Source organism: Nocardia sp. MDA0666 (assembly GCF_003023875.1).
In the GTDB taxonomy this organism is placed as follows: domain Bacteria; phylum Actinomycetota; class Actinomycetes; order Mycobacteriales; family Mycobacteriaceae; genus Nocardia; species Nocardia aobensis.
On record NZ_PYHT01000015.1, the window covers coordinates 18,156 to 38,452 of the forward strand.

Here is a 20,297-nt window from a genome sequence, read left to right on the forward strand (position 1 = left end):
TGGGAAGTGGGTGGGGAATGCAGACCGTCAGCGTGTTGTGGCCGGTGCCGGCCGAGCACGTGGCCTCCGTCGAGGTCGGCGAGGACGCGCTGACCGATCTGGAGATCGCACCGCTGATCACCGCCATCGTCGGCGAGACCGATGACCACGATCTCACCGCCCTGCTGCACCGCCCGGTCCGTGATCCCGACACCGTCCGATTCCGCCAGGAAGTGTTCACCGACCTCGACGACAGCGAAACCCACTCCGCCGCGGAAGATTTCGTGATCGCTATGTGGCGGGTGCGGCGCCGGCTGCGCGTCGCGGGCGAGCTGTTTCACCCCCATCAGCGCCACCGCCTGCACCTCGACGCCGCCGCCGACTACGTGACGGCGGTGACCGCGCTGCATACCACGACCGCACGACTGCCCCTGCGATCGCGGGCCCTGCTGCGGTGGCGCACCTACCTCGACACCTATTGCGCGAGTACGGATCTGCGCGCACTGGCCGACGACATCGACGCCACACAGGCTGCGCTGGCCCAGGTGCGGTACGGGCTGCGGATCGTCGACCGCACCCTCGAGGTGAGCGCCGCCCGCCCCGCCCTCGACTACACCGCCGCCGTGACACAGCTGCTCGCCCGCTTCGGCGCACCCCACCGCCACGACCCGCGCCCGCGACCGGAGTGGCCGGATATGAACCAGACCGAGGAGCAGATCCTCGACCGGGTCGCCGCCCGGTATCCGGCGCCGTTCGCGCGACTGGCCGAATTCGCCACCCGCCATCGTGATGTCATCGCCCCCGAGGTGGCCGACTTCGACCGAGGCATGCAGTTCTATCTGCGCTACCGCCGCTTCGCCCACCGCGCCGCCGGAACCGGGCGCAGTGTGTGCCTGCCCGAGATCGCCACACCGGGCGAACCGATCCACGCCGACCGCGCCTACGACCTCGCACTCGCTATGCGCTCGCCGAACCCTGTGGTGTGCAACGACTTCCGGCTCGAAGGCCCGCAACGGCTGGCGGTGGTCACCGGCCCCAACCAGGGCGGCAAAACGACCTTCGCGCGCACGATCGGGCAACTGGTGTACTTCGCCGCGCTCGGCGCCCCGGTGCCCGCGCAGACGGCGCGGCTGCCGTTGCCCGATCGCATCCACACCCACTTCGAACGCGCCGAACATGCCGGCGACCCGGACGGAAGGCTGCTGGCGGACCTGCGGTCGATGCGCGAGATTCTGCGCACCGCGAGCGCGGACACCCTGATCGTGCTCAACGAGAGTTTCTCCACGACCACCACCCACGACGGTGTGCGCATCGCCGGCGAGGTCCTGGCCCACATCGTGCGACGCGGCGCGTGGGGGGTGTGGGTGAGCTTCTTCGACGACCTCGCCGAGGCCGGACCCGAGGTGGTGTCGATGGTGGCACTGACCGACCCGGACGACCGCGCACACCGCAGCTACCGCATCGTGCGCCGCCCCGCCGACGGCCACGCCTACGCCACCGAACTCGCCGACCGCTTCGGACTCGGCTACGACGCGGTGGCTACGAGGCTGGCGCGATGAGGGTCCGGCTGCTCTACCCCGGCGACACCACACCCGCGCCCACCGCGCTCGGCGACACCGCCGTCGAGGATCTGGGCCTGTCCGCACTGTTCGACACGATCGCCGACAGCGACCCGGCGGCCGCCGACGCGGTGCGGGCCGTGATCGCCACCGCCCCGGCCGATCCGGCGGTGATCTCCCACCGCCACGCCGTGCTCACCGACTGCTGCGCGAATCCGCACCTCGTGCGCGCCGTCCACGACATCGCCACCAGCGCGACCGCGGTGCGGCGCTGGACATCCACCGCCGGGCGGCGAGCCAACGGCACACTGGTGCTCGCGCTGCCACCGTTCACCGAACAGCTCGAATTGCTGCGCCGACTGCGCATCCTGCTCGAACGCGACGGCGACCGCGTCACCGCCGCGGGCTGGACCGACCTGATCGCCACCACGAAACAGTTCGACGACACCTACCTGCAAGCGGTTCGCGACGAACTGAGCGTGCTGCGCTTCGACCACGGAGTCGAGTTCGAAGCAGGCCTGGGCGCCGGCAACAAGATCACCGACGTCGTGGTCCACCGGCCACCGCCGCCGCGCCGGACACGATTCGGATTATCGCGCGGCGCAAGCGTTTTCGACGCGATCGCCGACGGTGACCTCACCTCCGATCCGGTGATGCAGCTGAAGGATCACGCGCTGGCCGAACTCGCGGACGTGGTCGCCGCAGCCGCCGACGAGTTGCACGGCTTCTTCCTGCGCTTACGCGACGAAACCGCCTTCTACCTCGGCTGCCTGATCCTGCGAGACCGCCTCGACCGCACCGCGATTCCCTACTGCCTGCCACATCCCCACCCACCCGGCACGCCCCGGCTGCGCTGCCGAGGGCTGCGCGACATCACCTTGGCCCTGGGCGCTGCCCCCGCGACCGTCACGGGTAGCGACCTCGCTGCCGACGGACGATCGCTGCTGATCGTCACCGGCGCCAACAACGGCGGCAAATCCACGTTCCTGCGCAGCCTCGGCGCCGCGCAACTGATGATGCAGGCCGGAATGCTCGTCCTCGCCGAGGAATTCGCCGCCGACGTCCGCGACGGGGTGTTCACCCACTTCGCCCGCGACGAGGACCACACCCTGTCCTACGGCAAACTCGCCGACGAACTGGTCCGGATGAACGCCGTGGTCGACCGGATCGGGCCGCACGGGATGCTGCTGTGCAACGAGGCGTTCGCCTCCACCGGCGAACGCGACGCCGGCCGTATCGCCGGGCCGCTGTTGCGCGCGCTCACCGAGGCCGGGGTGAAGGTCGTGTTCGTCACCCACCTTCACGACTACGCCCGCACCCGCCACGCCGACGCGCACCCGGGCGATCTGTTCCTGCGTGCCGAACGCCGCCCCGACGGCACCCGCACCCACCGCATCGTGCCCGGCACGCCCGAGCCCGGCGGTCACGGCTACGACCTGTGGGCCGCCACCGAATTCGACGCCCTCGGACACTGACGGGCACCGCCCGCGTCTCAGGCCGAGGGACGCAGACTGCTCAGCACCCGGATCGCATCCGAGAGCGGGATCATCCGGCCGGGTTGTTCGGCGAGCAAGCCCATCTCGATGTATTGGCGAATCAGCATCGAGGGGGTGATGCAGTGTTCGGCGGCCGCCTCCCGGATCCGGTCGCGCAGATCCTTCGGCAGTTTCAGGGAGGTGGTGACCATGCCGCGTTCGATCTCCTCGCCGGTCGGCGGCAGCGCGGGTGCGGCGGCGGTGTCGTCGAAGACCAGGGCGTCCACGACCGCCTGCGGGTCGGCGCCGGGCTTCGGTTCGAAGATGTGCTTGTCGGTCATCGGTTCGCCTCCCATGCGGTGTATTCCTCGAGCTGCTGCGGGCGCATCTGCGCGGCCATCACGATCTCCCAGGTGCCGGCCGACTCCGGCGACGGCCGCATCCGCAGCATCACCACCAGCGGACGACCCGCATCGGTGCGGCCCCATACCGTGGTGACGGGCAGCCCTTCCGGGGTGCGGGCCGGGCGCGGCCAGCGCCGCGACGAATACAGCACCTCCATCACCTCCCAGGGCGCCACCTCGGCACGATCCAGGAACGAGTGGATTCCGATCCACCATGCGTACTCCACGCAGCCACCATAATACCCGCGTATTACCTACTCCGGCAGTGGTGACCGCCGCTGCGGCAACACCACCGTGCGATCGAACGCCCCGGGATGGGCCGCGGCATGCTCGACCGCCGCCGCGATCTCCGCCAGCCCGAAGGCCGTGACCGTCTCACCCGACAGATCCAGCAGCCCGCACCGCACCAGCTCGATCAGCCCGCCGACCGCGCTGCGCGGGCACATCCACTGCCCGCGCACCGTGACACTGTTGCGCATCAGCCACGGATACGGCAGCGCCAGATCGGCACCGCCCAGCATCCCCACCCCGCCCATGAGCACGACGCGCCCGAACTCCCGCACCGTCATGGCCGCGGTCCGCACCACCCGCGAATCCGCCGCGGGCGGCAGAATATCGAGCACGACATCCACCGGTCCCCCGCCCGCCGCCTGCATCGCCTGCCGATCCACCTCCTCGTCACCGGTCAACTCGACCGGGCGAACCCGCTCACCGAACAGGTCCCGCAACCGGTTCAGAGCCGCGCGGTTGCGCCCGGGAGCCACCACCCGGCTCGCCCCCATCGCCAGCCCCACCGCTACCGCCGAACCCCCGAAATTGCCGGTCGCCCCGCTCACCAGCAACGTCTCCCCCGCACGCAGGTCCGCCGCCAGCAGGCCCCCGTACGGCACCAGCGGCACCGCCAGCGCCGCCCACCGGGCCACATCCCCGGCATCGATGTCACCGAGCGGCACGGCGTTCTCGGTCGGCACGACCATCCGCTCCGCGAACGAGCCGTGATGGAAATACCGCGACAACCGCAGCCCGCCCGCCCCGCGCGAACTCCAGCCCTGCAATGTGATGTCGGGGGTGCGCGCGTCGTCGCGAGAACGCACCGTCGGGTCACACCACACCAGGTCACCGGGCCGCAGCCGGGTCGCATCCGGTCCGGCGGACACCACCCGGCCCACCCCGCCCATTCCCGGAATCACGGGAGGCTCCAGCGGGTACTTGCGCGCACCACCGAAAACCTCTGCCGCATAAGGCAATACGCAGGTCGCCAGCACATCCACCAGCACCTCACCCGGCCCGGCCACCGGATCGGGCACGGTCGTCACCGTCAACGGCCGCCCGAACTGCTCCAACATCGCCGCACGCATCGCCCGCTCCTCCTGCTTCCGAATTAGCTTCCTCGCCAACGTAGGTCGCGATCCGCCCATGCCACCAGCGAGAGTCCGGCATATCTGGTATGCCGTACCGTCATGGACCTGTCACCGGCCGGGCTGCGGGTGCTGGCCGAGGTCGCCGAACGCGGCTCGTTCACCGCCGCGGCCACTGCCCTCGGCTACACCCAATCCGGAATCTCCCGCCAAGCCGCCGCCCTCGAACGCGGGGCCGGCAAACCCCTGTTCGAACGCCACCGCACCGGCGTCCACCTCACCCCCGCCGGACTCACCCTGCTGCGCCACGCACGCGTCGTCCTCGACGCCCTGGACGCGGCACGACGCGACCTCGACGGCGACGACGTCACCCGGCAGGTGCGGCTGGGCAGCCTCATCAGCACGGGCGTGGTCCTCGTACCCACCGCGCTGGCCGCGCTGCGCCGCACCCATCCCGGCCTGGATGTGGCCACCCGCGAGGGCACCACTCCGGCGCTGGTCCGCGCTATCCGCGCCGGCAGCCTGGATCTCGCCGTGATCACCTCCCGCCCGCCGCACCGGCCACCCGACACCGAGCTACCCCGGCTGATCATCGAACACCTCACCGACGTCGAACTGCTCGTCGCAGCGCCCGCCACCGGCCGCTTCGCCGGCCGCGCCACCGTCACCGTCGACGAACTCCTCGACGCCCCCTGGATCGCGAGCCCCGCCGCCACCACCGAACCCTTGCTGGGCGTGTGGCCCGGCCTGCCCGGCCGCCCCCACATCGCCCACCGCGCCCGCGACTGGCTCGCCAAACTCGCCCTCGTCGCCGCCGGCTGCGGCCTCACCACCGTCCCCTCGGGCCTGTTCCCGATACTGCCGCCGGAGGTGATCACGGTGCGCGTGCTCACCGGTACCCACGACCGCGCCGCCACCGAGCTGCGCCGCCTGTCGCTGATCCGCCCACCCGCCGCACTCACCCCCGCGATCGCCGCCGTCATCGACGCATTGCGAAGCGCCGCAACACCTTTCGCCCCCGCTACCGGGCGGACGCCGGGCTAGTGGGTCACCAGATCAGGGTCCGCTCGGGGACCCGCACACAGGCGAAGAAACGTTTGCCGATATCGCTGCCGTCGTGGTTGTAGGCGTTCATGATCTCGGCCAGCTCGTCGGCCAGCTCCTGCAGGGCCGGACTCGGGTTGTCGATACCGCAGTCGCTGACCCAGCCCCACTCCCGCGGCACGCCCTCGATGGTGACGATGATCTTGCCGACGTACGGCGTCGCGACCGAATAGGAGATCTCGATGGGCGCATCGCGGATCGGCGAACGCTCGGCGAGCTCCGCACGATGCTGCGGCATGCTGAAGATCTTCGCGAAAGCGATGTCCTGACTGATCATCTCGGCGATGCTCGCCAGGGTGGCATGCCGGCCCACCCGGTGATAGCGGGGACCGTAGTCACGATCACCACGCGGCCCCGCCGCCTGCGGATGCTTGGCCAGGATGCGGTCGAGCATGCGCTGGGCGGCATCGCGTTCGGCGGCGCCGGTGGCGGGATGGTCGATCAGCTGGCGCAGCCGGGAAATCCGGGGGCTCAGGGCCGTTGACATGGTCGCGGTCCTCTCCTCGTCGTCGGCACGGCAGCCGCGGCCGCGGTCGGTCAGGGCAGCGGATCGACCAGCACCTGATGGTCGATGCGTCGCAACATATCGGGCCGAGCGGTCAAACACGGCCAATTGCGAGAGACCGCCTCACTGGCGGCGTGTCCGGCGGCCACCAGACCATCGGCATCCGAGCGCCCGGCCAGCAGCGCCGCGACCCGGGAGGCCGCGCCGGTGTCCAGTCCGGTCACCACGGTGTGCGGCAGCTCCAGCAACACCGCGAGAATATCGAGCCGATCCGGCCGGATCAGCGCCTGCCCCGCCGCCGCCACCGCCGCGGGCACCACGATGGTGTGACCGGCCTCGGCCGTCGCCCACGCCACGGCGTGCACATACGGCAGCCGCCGCGTCCAGCCCACCACGGCGGCGGTGTCGAACACCACGCCGCCCAGTGCGGCCGGGCTCACGCGGCGCCGGCGCTTCGCCGATCCAGATCCTCCGCCGACAGCGGCGGCAGGCCCTGCGCACGCCGGGCCTGATTCACCAACTCGAGCGGCGGCACGCCACCGAAACTGGACTCGATGGCATCCAGCGAGATATCGCGATCCATCCGATCCCGCAACGCGGCCGACACGTAGGCGGACAGATTGTCGATCCGCCCCGACGCCTTCCAGCGCTCCAAGGTCGACACATCATCCTTGGGGACCGAGATCGTCACCTTCTTCGTCTCCGCCATACCAACAGGGTACGTCAGTATGGCGAACGGACGGCAGCGACTATCGCGTGAAGATTGTGGCGTAGGCCTGCCGCAGCAGCTCGACCAACTCCTTGCCCGCGGTATCGTCCAGCGCCGCGAAGGCCGGGGCGATCAACTCGTCGGTCAAAGCCTCGGCCGCATCCCAGCGGTCCCGCATCGCGGCGCTCACCTCGGTGGCATCGACCCGCTCACCCCACCCGAACAGCCGCGCCTGCGTGGGCCCGTCGGTCCGCGGCGAACCGCCGATCAGCACCGCTTCGAACGGCGACAGCCCACTCGCCCGCACCGCGATCAGATGCAGGCCGCCGCGCAGCTCTCGCAGACAGTGGATCAACTGCAACACCCGGCCCGGGGCATCGCCGGCGAGCGGCAACGCCCGCCAGCCCGCGAACAGGCTCACCCCCGCGACATCGGCGGAATCGGTGACCACCTGCAGCAATTCGGCCAACCGGTCCACGTCGTCGAATCCGGCGAGTTTGCGGCGACCGAAACCCTGGCACGCCGCCAGATAACCGGCCGCGGCCTCGGCCGGCGCCATCGCCACCGAATTCCACGCCGCCCGAACGGTTTCCGGCTCGAAGAACCCGAACGCCGCGGTCACCACATCGGCATCCACCTCGCCGAGCACCCCGCCGCGGCCGCGGGTATAGGGTCCGATGAAGCCGTCCACGCCGGTGGTGACACCGAAGGCCTTGGCCTCGCGGGAGAACATGAACGCGCCCCCGATGGTCTGGATCTCGGATTTCACCGCGGCCGGCACCGACACGGCGGACCCCTTTCGACGAGAGCGACCGATCCGGCCGCTCGGCTCCTTCGACAATCCCCCGGAGCCTATCTCGCTTCAATCCGCTAATGCCAGCACCCGACCGCAATCCGCCGCACCCGCGAACAACCCCCGAGCTAATCCAGCGCCATCCAGCCCGCCCGCGAGACGGCCTCGCCACCGCCCGCCCGCCGAACCCACCGACCCGACGCTCGCGATATTCCGCCGCCGCAGGCGACCGGCTTCCCAGCACCGCACGGTACGCGCGAAATCCCGTATAACGTAACGGCATCGGCACGTTACCCGGAATTCATGGGAGGATTCACCTATTCTCGGGTCCGGGCCCGGGTACCACCGATTTCGAAGCGAGCGAGGGATGACCGACAACCTCGGCGCGACCGCACCCGACCCCGGTGCCGACCGCGCCACCGCCACGCAGACCGCGCTGACGTCGCTCGTCGCCCGCTTCGCCCGGCAATGGCAAACAGCCGGCGAACCACCCGATCTGTCGGCCCACCTGCCCGCCGAACCCGCGCTGCGCCGCTCCGCGCTCATCGAACTCATCAAGATCGACCTGCACGAACGCTGGCAACGCGACACCGACGCACCGCGCCTGGCCGACTACCGCGAACAATTCCCCGAACTCGCCGCGGCACCCCTGCCACCCGACCTCGTCTACGAAGAGATCAACGCCCGCAGCCGCCGCGACCACCACGCCGTCGACCTCGGCGAATACGAACAGGACTACCCCATCCAGATGGCCCGCATCACCGAAGGATTCGAGGACCTACCCCCCTCGGCACCCGGACTGCGCACCACCATGCTCGCCGACCCCACCGCCCTCGACACACTCGACACCATCAACCCCGGCGCCACCGTCGACGACTTCGACCTGCTCCTGCCCCTCGGCCAAGGCGCGTTCGCCCGCGTCTTCCTCGCCCGCCAACGCTCCATGGGCCGCCTCGTCGCCGTCAAGATCTCCCACGACCGCGGCAGCGAACCACAAACCCTGGCCCAACTCGACCACGACCACATCGTCCGCGTCTTCGACCAGCGCCAGATCACCGACCAGCGCCTCAAACTCATGTACATGCAGTACGTGCCCGGCGGCACCCTGCTCGGCGTCCTGCGCATGCTGCGCCGCACCCCACCCGCCCAGCGCAACGGAAAACTCCTGCTCGAAGCCATCGACGCTGCCACCACCACCGGCGGCGTCCTCGAACCCCAGCCCTCCCCCACCCGCACCGAACTCGCCCGGCTCAGCTGGCCCGAAACCGTCGCCTGGCTCGGCAGCCGCCTCGCCGCCGCCCTCGACTACGCCAACCGCCGCGGCATCCTGCACCGCGACCTCAAACCCGCCAACGTACTGCTCACCGCCGACGGCCAGCCCAAACTCGCCGACTTCAACATCAGCTTCAGCCGCCACCTGCCCGGCGCCAACCCCGTCGCCTACTTCGGCGGCTCCCTGCCCTACATGGCCCCCGAACAACTCGAGGCCTGCCACCCCGAATTGGACACGACCGCTGCGGATCTGGATACCCGCACCGACCTCTACGCCCTCGCCGTCGTGCTGTGGGAACTGCTCACCGGCCGCCTCCCCTTCGACGACGGCCACGACGCCGGCGAAACCGAAGAATCCCTGCAAGCCATGATCGACCGGCGCCGCACACCCGTCGCCGCCCGCTTCGAAGCCGACCTCCCGCCCGACACCCCCGCCCTGCTGCGCCACGCCCTGCTCACCTGCCTGTCACCCGACCCCGCCGACCGCTACGCCACCGGCGCCGACCTCGCCCAGCAACTCGACCTCAGCCAGGACCGCGCCGCCCGCGACCTCGTCGACCCGCCCACCCACAGCCTGCGCGCCCGCCTGCGCATGCGCCCCATGCCCGTGGTCACCCTCTCCAGCCTGCTCGGCCACCTGCTCGCCGGGCTCTACCTCGGCTCCCACAATCTGCGACTCATCCGCGACGCCCTCGGCCCCGACGCCGCCCACCAGATGGTGCGCCTCGGCATCGTCATGATCGCCATCGCCTACCCGATCGCCATCGCCGCCCTCATGTACTGGTGCCGCTCGGTGTTCGTGATACCCAACGGATTACGCCGCGGCAGACAATTCGACGCCGACACCCTCGCCCGTGCCCGCGCCGACACCCTCGCCTGCGGCGACCGCATCGCCGTGGCCACCTTCGCGGGATGGCTTGCCGCACTGGGGGTCTTCCTCGTCAAACTGCACACCCTCGGCGACGTATCCGCCGGCATCACCACCAGCCTCATCGCCTGCAACCTCGTCGCCGCCTGCGTCGCCGTCGTCTACACCTACTTCCCCGTCACCTACTTCGTCCTGCGCTGGTACTACCCGGGCCTGGTCGCCGCCGGTGCCACCACCCCCGCCGACGCCGCCATGCTCCGGCGCATGGTGCACCGCAGCCGCATCTACCTCGGCGTCGCCGCCTGCGTCCCGCTCATCGGCGTCCCAGCCGGCCTCGTATTCCTCACCCCCGACCAGCAACAGACCGTCATCGGCCCCATCGTCGGTCTCTGTGTCGGAGGACTTTTCGCCTTCCTCATCACCCTGCGCACCTTCTATCTACTCGAATCCGACCTCAACGCCCTCGACCGCATCCTCGACCCGCACCCCCACTCCTGACCGGCTGCGGTCACCAGACCAAGATCGGCTAATCTCGAGGCGGTGCTAGGACATTCACATGCGACCAGTGGTGCGCTCGCGTGGGCGGGAGCCGCTGCCGCGCTACCACTTTCGATTCTCACCTTCCCCGCCGCGCAGATCGGCCATCTCGGCACCGTCGACCTGCTCATGGGAACGTTTCTCACCGCCGGCGCCGCCCTGCTGCCCGACGCCGACCACCCCAGCGGCACCATCTCGCATGCGCTCGGACCGATCACGCACACCGCCTGCAAGATCATCTCCACCGTCTCCGGCGGCCACCGCCACGCCACCCACTCGCTGGCCTTCGTCGCGGCCGTCACCTACGGCACCTGGGCCGGCGAACACTGGATCGGCCGCTGGTTCACCCTAGGCCTGGTCTTCTTCCTGCTCGCCCTCGCCGTGCGCGCCCTGAACCTGTGCCCGCCCGGCGAAGGACTGCGCTCCTACGCCACCATCGCCGTACTCGCCGTCGCCGGCACCTTCGCCATGGACCAGTGGATCTCCGACAAACCCGCCTGGCTGCCGTTCTCCGTGGGCCTCGGCGCCCTCGCCCACCTCATCGGTGACTGCCTCACCGACCGCGGCTGCCGGCTGTTCTGGCCACTGGACATCCGCACGCGGATCCCGATCATCGACCGCACCGGCAACAAGGTCGAAACCTGGCTGATCTCACCACTGTTCGTGCTCGGCACCCTCGCCGCGCTCTGGTACGTCATCACCCACCAGCCCTAACAGCGTCACCGCGTCGCGGTCCGGGCTGCCCGGCTCGGCCTGGAACGCGACGAACCGCTGCCCGTCCGCCGCGGTCAGAATCTCCGAGGTCAACTCCATCCGGCCCACCGCCGGATGCCGGAACATCCGCCGCGTACCGCGCTTGGCCCGCACGTCGTAATGCGCCCACAGCGCCTCGAAATCCGCGGTCGCCGCGCACAATTCACCCGTCAGCGCGGCCAGCTCCACCGGATGCGACCCCGCCCCCTGCACCACCCGCAGATGCGCCACACAATCGCGCGCCATCCCCGTCCAATCCTCGAACACCGTCCGCGCCGCCGGATGCGTGAACACATACCGAATCAGATTCCGCCGCAGCGGCTCCCACTCCTCGATACCCCACAGCAACCGCAACCCCTCCGGATTGGCCGCCAGCAGATTGCTCACCTGATCGAGCACGAAAGCCGGTGTGGGCCGCACCGAATCGAGCAGCAACACCATCCCCCGCCCCGCCGATTCCACCGGCGCCGCCACCGCGGCCGACCGCGCCCCTGCCAGCCGCGCCACCCGGTAAAGATGCGCCGCCTCGTCGGTATTCAGCAGTAACGCCGACGCCAACGCCGCCAACACCTCCGGACTCGGATTGCGGTCGCGGCCCTGTTCGAGCCGGATGTAATAGTCCACGCTCAGACCCGCCAGCGCCGCCACCTCCTCGCGGCGCAGGCCCGCCGTCTGCCGCCGCCGCGTCCCCGGCGGCAGACCCACCTGCGACGGCTGCACCCGCGCGCGACGCGCACGCAGGAACTCTCCCAGGGCCCGGCGATCATTCACTCATCCAGTGTGCCCGCTTCCCAGCCACGTTGGGGTAGCCCCGCCAGGACCAGGCCACAGCCGGTCTCCCCGCCGCCCTCGCCGCACCGCACGGTGGATCCATGACCGACACCACCCACACCCTCGTCATCGGCGGCAGCTCCGGCATGGGACTCGCCCTGGCCCAACGGCTTCTGCCCGCCGGCCATCGAATCACCATCGCCGCCCGCGACACCCACCGCCTCACCGCCGCGACCGCACACCTCGGATTTCCCGATCAGGTCCGCTCACAGCGCGTCGACATCGCCGAAGAAGCCTCCATCGCAGCACTTTTCGACACCGTCGGCACGGTCGATCACGTCGTCGTCACCGCCGCCGACATGCGACACGGATACGGACCGCTCACGGAACTCCCCGCACACGACGCGCGGACGGTCCTCGACATCAAGGTGCTCGGGCCGTGGCTGGTCGCCAAATACGCAGCGGACCGGGTGACCAACTCCATCACCGTCACCTCCGGCATCGCGGCCTATCGTCCCGCTCCCGGCGGGTCGGTCGTCGCCACCGCCAACGCCGCCCTCGAAGGCCTGGTCCGAGCGCTGGCCCTGGAATTGGCGCCGATCCGGGTCAACGCCGTCTCACCCGGCTGGGTCGACACCCCGATCTGGGACGACTTCGCCGGCCCCGACAAACACGCCCGCCTCACCGCGATGGCCGCCCGGCTGCCCGCCGGCCGCATCGGCCGTCCCGCCGATATCGCGGCCGCCTTCCACGCCGTCCTCGACAACGACTTCCTGACCGGCGCAGTCCTCCACGTCGACGGCGGCCACCGCCTGGTCTGACGAGACCACCTCGCATATGGCGGCGCCCCGCACCACCCGTCATCGGCACCGCTACCACTGCGGCGCTGAATCGACGGATATGCGGGGCGCGCGCCCTGCCGGTCAGGCCAGCTGAGCCGAGACGATCGTGATCGGCTCGACCGGCACATCCTGGTGGCCGGCCTTGGAGCCCGTGCGGACACCCTCGATCGAATCCACGACGGCATTACCGTCGACGACCCGCCCGAAGACCGCATAACCCCAGCCGTCCTGACCCGGGTAGTTCAGGAAGTCGTTGTTCGCCGTGTTGATGAAGAACTGGGCACTGGCCGAATGCGGATCCGCCGTACGCGCCATCGCGACGGTGTACTTGTCGTTGCGCAGCCCGTTCTTGGCCTCGTTCTGCACCCGGTTGGGCGCCGGCTTCTGCTGCATATCGGCGGTCAGACCGCCGCCCTGCACCATGAAACCCGGAATCACACGGTGGAAGATCGTCCCGTCGTAATGGCCGGACTTGACGTAGTCCACAAAGTTCGCGGCCGTCTGCGGCGCCTTCGTCTCGTCCAATTCGAGGGTGATGTCCCCGGCTGATGTGTTGAGCAACACTGTGGTCATCCGGTCATCGTATGGCAGCCGCCCTCACCCGGCGGACAACCCCTCATCTCGGACGTACGAAAAGACCTTCCTCTTCGTGTGCTTCTTTTCGTTTTCGCTGTTTGAGCTGGAAGTCTGCGGCGCGCCATGATGGAGTCACATAGTTAGATGCGCATATCTCCATCACATATTGCTTTTGCGGTCGATCGCCGCAATGCCGCCCGGCATGGTCTCGAACGCCGGCTTCTCCTGGCCGTCACAACGGCAGAGACGGGTTTCAGGCCTCGTACAACTCCAGCGGCAAGTCGTCCGGGTCGAAGAAGAAACCGAAACGGCGACCGGTGAATTCGTCGACGCGGACCTCCTCGACGACCACTCCCCTCCCCCGCAGCTCCGCCAGGCCCGCGGCGACGTCTTCGACGGCGAAGGCGAGATGACGCAACCCGCACGCCTCCGGCCGCGACGGCCGCGGCGGCGGATCCGGGAACGAGAAAAGCTCCAGCTGGGCGCCGTCCGGCAGTGCGAGATCCAGCTTCCACGAACGACGTTCGGCCCGGTAGTGCTCCGCTACCACCCGCAGGCCGAGCACCTCGGTATAGAACGTTTTCGATCGCTGGTAGTCCAACGCGATGATCGCCGCATGGTGAATCCTCCGCAACTCCATCGCCCGACCGTAGCCACTCCGTCATGGCTGTGGTTGTCACCGGTGAGCCGGTGGTCTACCGCGCGACGACACTGCGGGTCCACATGCCTAGATGCGCATACGTCCATATCGATATGTTCCTTACTTGTGTTTCTCCGCTCGGAACTTGGCCGAACACATCGGCCCTCATCACGAAACAGTCTGTCGCCCAGACGCTTTCACCCTGCGGACAACGCCTGTTCCGCCGCAGCGACGGCCTGTTCCCGGTATCCCCCACCGAACAGCACGACATGCACCAGCAACGGATACAGCTGATGCAGTGCGACCCGCTGCTCCACGCCGGACGAGAGGGGGAAGCGCTCCTGGTATGCCCCCAGAATGTGGCCGAGATGCGGAGCGCCGAACAGCCGCAACATGGCCAGGTCCGTCTCGCGATGACCCCCGTGGGCGGCCGGATCGATGAGCATCACGCCGCGCTCGGTCCACAGCACGTTGCCCGACCACAGGTCGCCGTGAATGCGACACGGCGGTTCCGGCGGGCCGGCCAGTTCGCCGCTCTCGTCGATCACCTGCTCTACGAGCCGAATACCGTTGCGGCCCAGCACGGATGCGGCGGCGGGAAGCAGCGGCTGCAGTCGGTACCGGGCATACCAGGGCCCCCACTCCCCCGCGACCATCGCGTTGTCCTGCGGCACGGTGGCGATGCGACCCACCCACGGGGCACCGTACCGATCGACGGTGTGGGTGTGCAGGTCGGCAAGCGCCGCACCGAACTGTTCCGCGGCTTCGCGGCCGGGCGCTGTCGAGTTCAACCACGGCAGGACGAGTGTGCGGTCGTCGGCGCCCAAAACCTGTGGGATCAGACCGGCGGCGTCGGCCTCGCGCAACCAGCGCAGCCCGGCGGCTTCGGCGGTCAAGGCGTGGTCGGCGGTCGAACCCGGTTCGCCCACAGCACTTTTCACGAAGGCGTCGCGGCCGTCGGCGAGCCGCACGCGATACAGGGTCCACGCGTGGCCGCGGCCGACCGTGTGCTCGGCCACCACCGGCATGCCCAGCAGGGACTCCAGATGCGCCGACAGCTCGCTCACGAGGCGTAGACCGTCTGCCAGATCGCGCGTCCCAGCGCCCGCGCCAGTTGTTCGTCGTCCACCGGATTCCCGGCTGCGAAGGTGAAGTCGATGGCACGCTCGACCATGCAGGTCAGGGCGATGGCGGTGGCCTCCACCTCGAGGTCGGCAGGAACCCGGCCGGCCGCGCGCTCGCGGTCGAGCCGCAGACGGACGAGTTCGGTGAAGCGCTGGACCCGCTCCTGCCAGTAGCGGCCCACATCGCGGTCGTAGCCCGCCACCTCGGTGAGCGCGCGCAACACGCGATGGTGTGACCGGGTTCCGGCGATCATCAGCCGCATCGCGGTGACCACCCCGGCCTCTCCGTCGAGGTGATCCGCAGCCCACCACAGTTCGGCCGTGCGAAATTGATCGTCGGTCGCCAGGTCGGCCATCCGGATCAGCAGTTGGCTCTTGTCGGGAAAGTAGCGGTAGAAGGTGGAGCGGGCGATATCGGCCTCGGCGGCGATCCGGGCCACCGGCAGTTCGGTGTAGGTGACGCCCGTATCCAGCAGCCGATCCACGGCCGCGAGCACCCGCCGCTCCACCGCGTCACGCCGTTCGTCGCGCTCACGAGACCGCGAGCCGGGGCGGGTCAGCGACGCCATGTCGTGGGTTCGTCGAGGACGGCCATGGGCACATTGTCGCTCGAGTCACGAGACAACGCAGGTGAGCACCGGAGGGAATCACCGGACGATTCGGGCATCATGCTGGGAAAAGTCTGTGATAACAGCCACAAACGGCAGTTCAGCCGCATTCCGCTTCATTTCCGGCCTCGCGAGAAAGCATCACTCGCACTGGAGGTTTCAGACGTCTCGCCGACAGCGGGGCGGGCGTGGTGAACGGGATCTGAATGAATGGACTCCGGGCGTTCACTGTCTGTTAGCTGGCCTCGTCTGTGATTCCTTCGTCCCTGAACCACTCCGTCTCGAGGTTCCGCAGAAATGATGATGAGGAAATTCGCCGCGACCGCCGCCATGCTGGTCGCCGCCGTCGGTGTCGCGGCCGGTACCGCCCACGCCGACCCTGCTGCCCCCGCGGCGCCCGAGAGCGTCTACTACAAGGCCAGCGTCGTCGACAACGACAAAGCCGTGATCAAGACCGACGGCGGCTCGATCGTCAACGAAGACGGCATGCTGAAGATCAAGGCCGCCAACGGCACCGTGCTCGCCGGCACCCCGCTGAACTTCCGGGTCGACGACTTCGAGTTCCCGATCGCCGCCGACATCTCCGGCAACACCGCCACCCTGACCCCGCAGTTCGACGAGCAGCACGCGGTCTACAAGCCGGTCGCCCTCCCCTTCGAGGACTCGGCCCCCTGGAAGACCCCCTACGACCGTGAGACCGCCGCCTTCAACCGCCTGAAGGACACCATCTCCACCGGCGCCACCATCGGCACCCTCGCCGGTGGTATCGGCGGCGCGGCCATCGGCTGCATCGCGGGCGCCGCCCTGGGAGTCGTCGCCACCGGTGCGCTGGCCACCCTGTTCGGCCTCGGCCCGCTCGGCGGCTGCATCGCCGGTGCCGCCGCGGTCGGCTTCCTGGGTGTGCTCGCCGGCCAGATCTTCGTGACCGCTCCGGTCGCGATCGGCGCCGCGATCCAGTACTTCGCGACCATCAACGCCCCGTTCAAGCCGGCACCGAGCAAATAACGCGCTTACCGCCGCCAGTCTCCGCGACGATGCCCTCACAGCAGTTTGCTGTGAGGGCATCGTCGTAGGTGCCGGAAATTCACGGCTGGGTTCCGTGCGAGCAGTTTGCCCACGATAGAAGCGACCGGTCCCGGGTAACCGATGAGATCAGAGCATCCTTCGGCACCGGATCGACCACCGTAGACGTGAGGGCAGGTGATGACACGTACTTCCGCGCGGAAGCGAGCACCCGGCGGGGACCCGTCGATCGTCGTCCCCGACTGCGTCCAGGTGCGCGGTGCGCGGGAGCACAATCTCGCCGACGTCGATGTCGATATCCCGCGCGATGCGCTGGTCGTATTCACCGGCGTCTCGGGCTCGGGGAAATCGTCGCTGGCCTTCGGCACGTTGTTCGCGGAATCCCAGCGCCGGTATCTGGAGTCGGTAGCGCCGTACGCGCGCCGGCTCATCGATCAGGTCGGCGTTCCCGATGTCGATTCGATCGAGGGGCTGCCGCCGGCGGTCGCCCTGCAGCAACACCGCGGCGGCGGTAGTGCCCGATCCTCGGTCGGCAGTGTGACGACGTTGTCGAGCCTGGTCCGCATGCTGTATTCGCGGGCCGGTAATTACCCCGCGAAGCAGCCGATGCTCTATGCCGAGGACTTCTCGCCGAACACCGTGCAGGGCGCCTGTCCCACCTGTCACGGTATCGGCCGGGTGTACGAGGTACCCGAGAAACTGATGGTGCCCGACCCGTCGCTGACGATCCGGGACCGGGCGATCGCCTCCTGGCCCCCGGCCTGGCACGGCCAGAACCTTCGCGACATTCTGGTGTCGCTCGGCTACGACGTCGACCGGCCCTGGCGAGATCTGCCGAAGAAGGACCGCGACTGGATCCTCTACACCGACGAGCATCCGACGGTGCCGGTGTACGCGGGGTTCACCCCGGCGCAGACGCGCCGCGCGCTGAAGCAGCAGATGGAGCCCAGCTACCAGGGCACGTTCACCGGCGCGCGCCGGTACGTCCTCGACACGTTCGCGAACACCAAGAGCGCCTCGGTGAAAAAGCGGGTGTCGCGATTCATCAGCAGTGCGGTGTGCCCGACCTGCGACGGCAAACTGCTCAAACCGGAGGCCCTGTCGGTGACGTTCGAAGGGCTCGACATCGCCGAATTCTCCGCACTTCCCCTGGCCCGCCTCGCTGAACTCTTGTCGTCGGTACTCGCCGAGAACTGGCGTCCGGCCGATATCGGCTCCGACGCCGTCCTCGACGAGTCGGCCCGGCGCACCGCGGTCGAGAAACGGGTCGCGGCCGGCGGCTCCGCACACGATGCGGCTCCGGATGTCCGTCACACGCCGAATATGTCGGTCGAAAAACGTGCTGCCGCACAGCGTTTGGTCGCCGAACTGCTGGAGCGGCTGCGGCCGGTCACCGACCTGGGCCTGGGCTATCTGTCTCTGGACCGCAGTACACCGACCCTGTCGTCGGGCGAGTTGCAGCGCGTGCGGCTGGCGACGCAACTCTCTTCCCAGCTCTTCGGAGTCGTCTACGTCCTCGACGAGCCGTCGGCGGGACTGCACCCGCGCGACCGCGACGCCCTGCTGGGCATCCTGGAGGGGCTGAAGCGCCGCGGCAACAGCGTGTTCGTCGTCGAGCACTCGCTCGACATCATCCGCGCCGCGGACTGGCTGGTCGATCTCGGTCCCGGCGCGGGCGAGAACGGCGGCCGGATTCTGCACAGCGGACCGCCCGACGGCTTGCGCGACGTCGATGAATCGGCGACCCGTCGCTATCTGTTCGGCCACGAACGGCCCGCACCCCGGCCGCCGAGGCAGGCGGAGGAATGGTTGCGCCTGAAGAAGGTGCGCCGCAACAACTTACGTGACGTATCGGTGTCGTTTCCGCTGAGATGCCTGACCGCGGTCACCGGGGTCTCGGGTTCCGGGAAGTCGAGCCTGGTCAGTCAAGCACTCCCCGCGCTGGTCGGTGAGCATCTGGGCCATCCGGTGATCACGGCCGACGACGACGGAGACGACCTGCTGCTCTCGGACGAGTCGCAGACCGTCGACGGCACGATCGTCGGCGGAGTCGGCGATCTTCGCCGGGTGGTGTCCATCGATCAGAAACCGATCGGCCGCACTCCCCGTTCGAATGTCGCCACCTACACCGGAATGTTCGACTACATCCGCCGCCGTTTCGCCAGTACACCCAAGGCGCGGCGCAGGCACTACAACGCAGGCAGGTTCTCGTTCAACGTCGCGTCCGGGCGGTGCGCGACATGTGAGGGCGAAGGCTGGGTGATGGTCGAATTACTGTTCCTGCCCAGCGTTTACACGCCATGCCCGGACTGCCACGGCACCCGCTACCAGGCGAGCACACTCGAAATCACGTGGCAGGGCCGCAATATCGCCGAGGTTCTGGAGATGAGCGTCGACGAGGCGCGCGCGTTCTTCGACGGCGACGCCGACATCCTGCGCTCGCTGACGGTTCTGTGCGACGTCGGGCTCGGTTATCTCCGGCTGGGACAGCCGGCGACCGAACTGTCCGGTGGCGAGGCCCAACGGGTCAAACTCGCCACCGAACTGCAGCGCGCCCATCGCGGCGACGCCCTGTATCTGCTCGACGAGCCCACCTCCGGACTGCATCCGGCCGATACCGACCGGCTGATGCTGCACCTGCAGAAACTCGTGGACGCGGGCAATACCGTCGTGGTCGCCGAACTGGATATGCGCGTGGTGATCCAGGCCGACCATGTCATCGACCTCGGACCCGGCGCCGGCAACGAGGGCGGCCGTGTCGTCGTCACCGGCACCCCGGCCGAGGCGGCCGCCGATCCCGCCAGCGCGACCGCCCCTTATCTCGCCGCAGCTCTGCGATAGCGCGCCCCTCGAAAGATCGATATCGGGGCGGCGCGGAAGCTCTCAGGGCCGTAAACAAGGGGGGCCGGTTATTCACCCCCGCAACGCATTTCGGCGCCAGAGCGCGCCGCTCAGTACGGTGGCGAAGCCGCACCACACCGGATAGGCGGCGAGCAGGTAGCCGCTGCGGTCCACCCCGGCCGTGCGGCGGGTGAGGTCGGCGCTGCTCGCAGTCAGGGCCGCCGCGACGGCGGTGGCAGCGCCGAGGCGGTGTGCGCGGAAGAAGACCCAGCTCCAGCTCGCGTTGAGAACCAGGTTGAGCAGCAGAGCGTTGCGGAGTGCCCGGTTCTGGTTCGGCTCGGCGTGGGCGAGCGCTCGGGCGGTCGTGGCGGCGATATCGGCATACAGGGCTGTCCATGCGATGGGAAAGACCACGGGCGGGGGTTGGAAGGGCGGTTTGTCCAGCCGCTGGTACCAGTGCGAGCCGGTCGTGGTCGCGGCCGAGCCTGCTGCCGCGGCGGCGATGGTGGCCGGGAAGGTCCACCACGCTTCCTTCCATCGGCTCGAATCCGTACGC

21 protein-coding genes are annotated in these 20,297 nt (G+C 69.0%); 8 read left to right on the forward strand and 13 right to left on the reverse strand.

The genetic code is table 11. The features are described from left to right. Positions 1-17 precede the first annotated feature (17 nt). Positions 18-1,538 carry a DNA mismatch repair protein MutS gene (locus tag C8258_RS20685; RefSeq protein WP_106956628.1) on the forward strand — a complete coding sequence of 507 codons (1,521 nt, stop codon included), beginning with the start codon at positions 18-20 and terminating at the stop codon, positions 1,536-1,538. Then, entirely contained in the window at positions 1,535-3,013 is a 1,479-nt protein-coding gene (locus tag C8258_RS20690; RefSeq protein ID WP_106956629.1) for a DNA mismatch repair protein, read from the forward strand. Before C8258_RS20685 ends, C8258_RS20690 begins: the two co-directional genes overlap by 4 nt. Before the next feature lie 17 nt (positions 3,014-3,030). On the opposite strand, the gene C8258_RS20695 is transcribed toward C8258_RS20690, so the two are convergent. From C8258_RS20695 to C8258_RS20705, 3 genes are read right to left on the reverse strand one after another with little or no spacing between them, the layout of a single operon-like run. After that, positions 3,031-3,354, reverse strand: a complete 324-nt coding sequence (locus C8258_RS20695; RefSeq protein WP_143860283.1) for a CopG family transcriptional regulator — start codon at positions 3,352-3,354, stop codon at positions 3,031-3,033. After that, the gene (locus C8258_RS20700) at positions 3,351-3,644 is read right to left on the reverse strand and encodes a hypothetical protein (RefSeq protein WP_051025322.1); all 294 of its coding nucleotides are present in this window, start codon (positions 3,642-3,644) and stop codon (positions 3,351-3,353) included. The genes C8258_RS20695 and C8258_RS20700 overlap by 4 nt, the downstream gene beginning before the upstream one ends. Before the next feature lie 27 nt (positions 3,645-3,671). After that, positions 3,672-4,775 (reverse strand): zinc-binding alcohol dehydrogenase family protein, encoded by a 1,104-nt coding sequence (locus C8258_RS20705; RefSeq protein WP_106956630.1) that lies wholly within the window; start codon positions 4,773-4,775, stop codon positions 3,672-3,674. Between the two features lie 102 nt (positions 4,776-4,877). Here C8258_RS20705 and C8258_RS20710 point away from each other — a divergent pair, with 102 nt between their 5' ends. Then, positions 4,878-5,819, forward strand: coding sequence for a LysR family transcriptional regulator (locus tag C8258_RS20710; protein WP_106956631.1), 942 nt, complete (start codon positions 4,878-4,880; stop codon positions 5,817-5,819). Positions 5,820-5,823: 4 nt separating this feature from the next. Here C8258_RS20710 and C8258_RS20715 read toward each other — a convergent pair whose 3' ends face one another. From C8258_RS20715 to C8258_RS20730, 4 genes are read right to left on the reverse strand one after another with little or no spacing between them, the layout of a single operon-like run. Next, positions 5,824-6,366: a hypothetical protein gene (locus tag C8258_RS20715; RefSeq protein ID WP_036508398.1), complete on the reverse strand. Its 543-nt coding sequence runs from the start codon at positions 6,364-6,366 to the stop codon at positions 5,824-5,826. A gap of 50 nt (positions 6,367-6,416) precedes the next feature. Continuing rightward, positions 6,417-6,824 (reverse strand): hypothetical protein, encoded by a 408-nt coding sequence (locus tag C8258_RS20720; protein ID WP_036508401.1) that lies wholly within the window; start codon positions 6,822-6,824, stop codon positions 6,417-6,419. Next, the gene (locus tag C8258_RS20725; RefSeq protein WP_104379303.1) at positions 6,821-7,093 is read right to left on the reverse strand and encodes a hypothetical protein; all 273 of its coding nucleotides are present in this window, start codon (positions 7,091-7,093) and stop codon (positions 6,821-6,823) included. The genes C8258_RS20720 and C8258_RS20725 overlap by 4 nt, the downstream gene beginning before the upstream one ends. 40 nt (positions 7,094-7,133) lie before the next feature. Further along, positions 7,134-7,880, reverse strand: a complete 747-nt coding sequence (locus C8258_RS20730; RefSeq protein ID WP_106956632.1) for a hypothetical protein — start codon at positions 7,878-7,880, stop codon at positions 7,134-7,136. Between the two features lie 373 nt (positions 7,881-8,253). Here C8258_RS20730 and C8258_RS20735 point away from each other — a divergent pair, with 373 nt between their 5' ends. After that, entirely contained in the window at positions 8,254-10,524 is a 2,271-nt protein-coding gene (locus tag C8258_RS20735) for a serine/threonine-protein kinase (RefSeq protein WP_106956633.1), read from the forward strand. Between the two features lie 42 nt (positions 10,525-10,566). Then, positions 10,567-11,277: a metal-dependent hydrolase gene (locus tag C8258_RS20740; RefSeq protein WP_030516984.1), complete on the forward strand. Its 711-nt coding sequence runs from the start codon at positions 10,567-10,569 to the stop codon at positions 11,275-11,277. Here C8258_RS20740 and C8258_RS20745 read toward each other — a convergent pair. Beyond that, positions 11,215-12,087, reverse strand: coding sequence for a helix-turn-helix domain-containing protein (locus C8258_RS20745; protein ID WP_106956634.1), 873 nt, complete (start codon positions 12,085-12,087; stop codon positions 11,215-11,217). The genes C8258_RS20740 and C8258_RS20745 overlap by 63 nt on opposite strands. Positions 12,088-12,188: 101 nt before the next feature. On the opposite strand from C8258_RS20745, the gene C8258_RS20750 reads away from it, so the two are divergent. Further along, on the forward strand, positions 12,189-12,908 hold the full coding sequence (locus C8258_RS20750; protein WP_106956635.1) for an SDR family oxidoreductase: 720 nt from the start codon (positions 12,189-12,191) through the stop codon (positions 12,906-12,908). 102 nt (positions 12,909-13,010) lie between these two features. Here the strand turns inward: C8258_RS20750 and C8258_RS20755 are convergent, their stop codons facing one another. From C8258_RS20755 to C8258_RS20770, 4 genes are all read right to left on the reverse strand, one after another. Then, positions 13,011-13,502, reverse strand: coding sequence for a peptidylprolyl isomerase (locus C8258_RS20755; protein ID WP_106956636.1), 492 nt, complete (start codon positions 13,500-13,502; stop codon positions 13,011-13,013). A gap of 256 nt (positions 13,503-13,758) precedes the next feature. Further along, a complete protein-coding gene (locus tag C8258_RS20760) occupies positions 13,759-14,145 on the reverse strand; it encodes a VOC family protein (RefSeq protein WP_106956637.1) in 387 nt (128 codons plus the stop codon). A gap of 197 nt (positions 14,146-14,342) precedes the next feature. After that, positions 14,343-15,212, reverse strand: coding sequence for a fructosamine kinase family protein (locus tag C8258_RS20765; protein WP_233225227.1), 870 nt, complete (start codon positions 15,210-15,212; stop codon positions 14,343-14,345). After that, positions 15,209-15,838, reverse strand: a complete 630-nt coding sequence (locus C8258_RS20770) for a TetR/AcrR family transcriptional regulator (RefSeq protein WP_106956638.1) — start codon at positions 15,836-15,838, stop codon at positions 15,209-15,211. The genes C8258_RS20765 and C8258_RS20770 overlap by 4 nt, the downstream gene beginning before the upstream one ends. Before the next feature lie 336 nt (positions 15,839-16,174). On the opposite strand from C8258_RS20770, the gene C8258_RS20775 reads away from it, so the two are divergent. Next, positions 16,175-16,882: a hypothetical protein gene (locus C8258_RS20775; protein ID WP_106956639.1), complete on the forward strand. Its 708-nt coding sequence runs from the start codon at positions 16,175-16,177 to the stop codon at positions 16,880-16,882. A gap of 198 nt (positions 16,883-17,080) precedes the next feature. After that, the gene (locus tag C8258_RS20780) at positions 17,081-19,741 is read left to right on the forward strand and encodes an excinuclease ABC subunit UvrA (protein WP_199195787.1); all 2,661 of its coding nucleotides are present in this window, start codon (positions 17,081-17,083) and stop codon (positions 19,739-19,741) included. 72 nt (positions 19,742-19,813) lie between these two features. Here the strand turns inward: C8258_RS20780 and C8258_RS20785 are convergent, their stop codons facing one another. After that, positions 19,814-20,245: a tryptophan-rich sensory protein gene (locus C8258_RS20785; RefSeq protein WP_233225233.1), complete on the reverse strand. Its 432-nt coding sequence runs from the start codon at positions 20,243-20,245 to the stop codon at positions 19,814-19,816. Between the last annotated feature and the right edge of the window lie 52 nt (positions 20,246-20,297).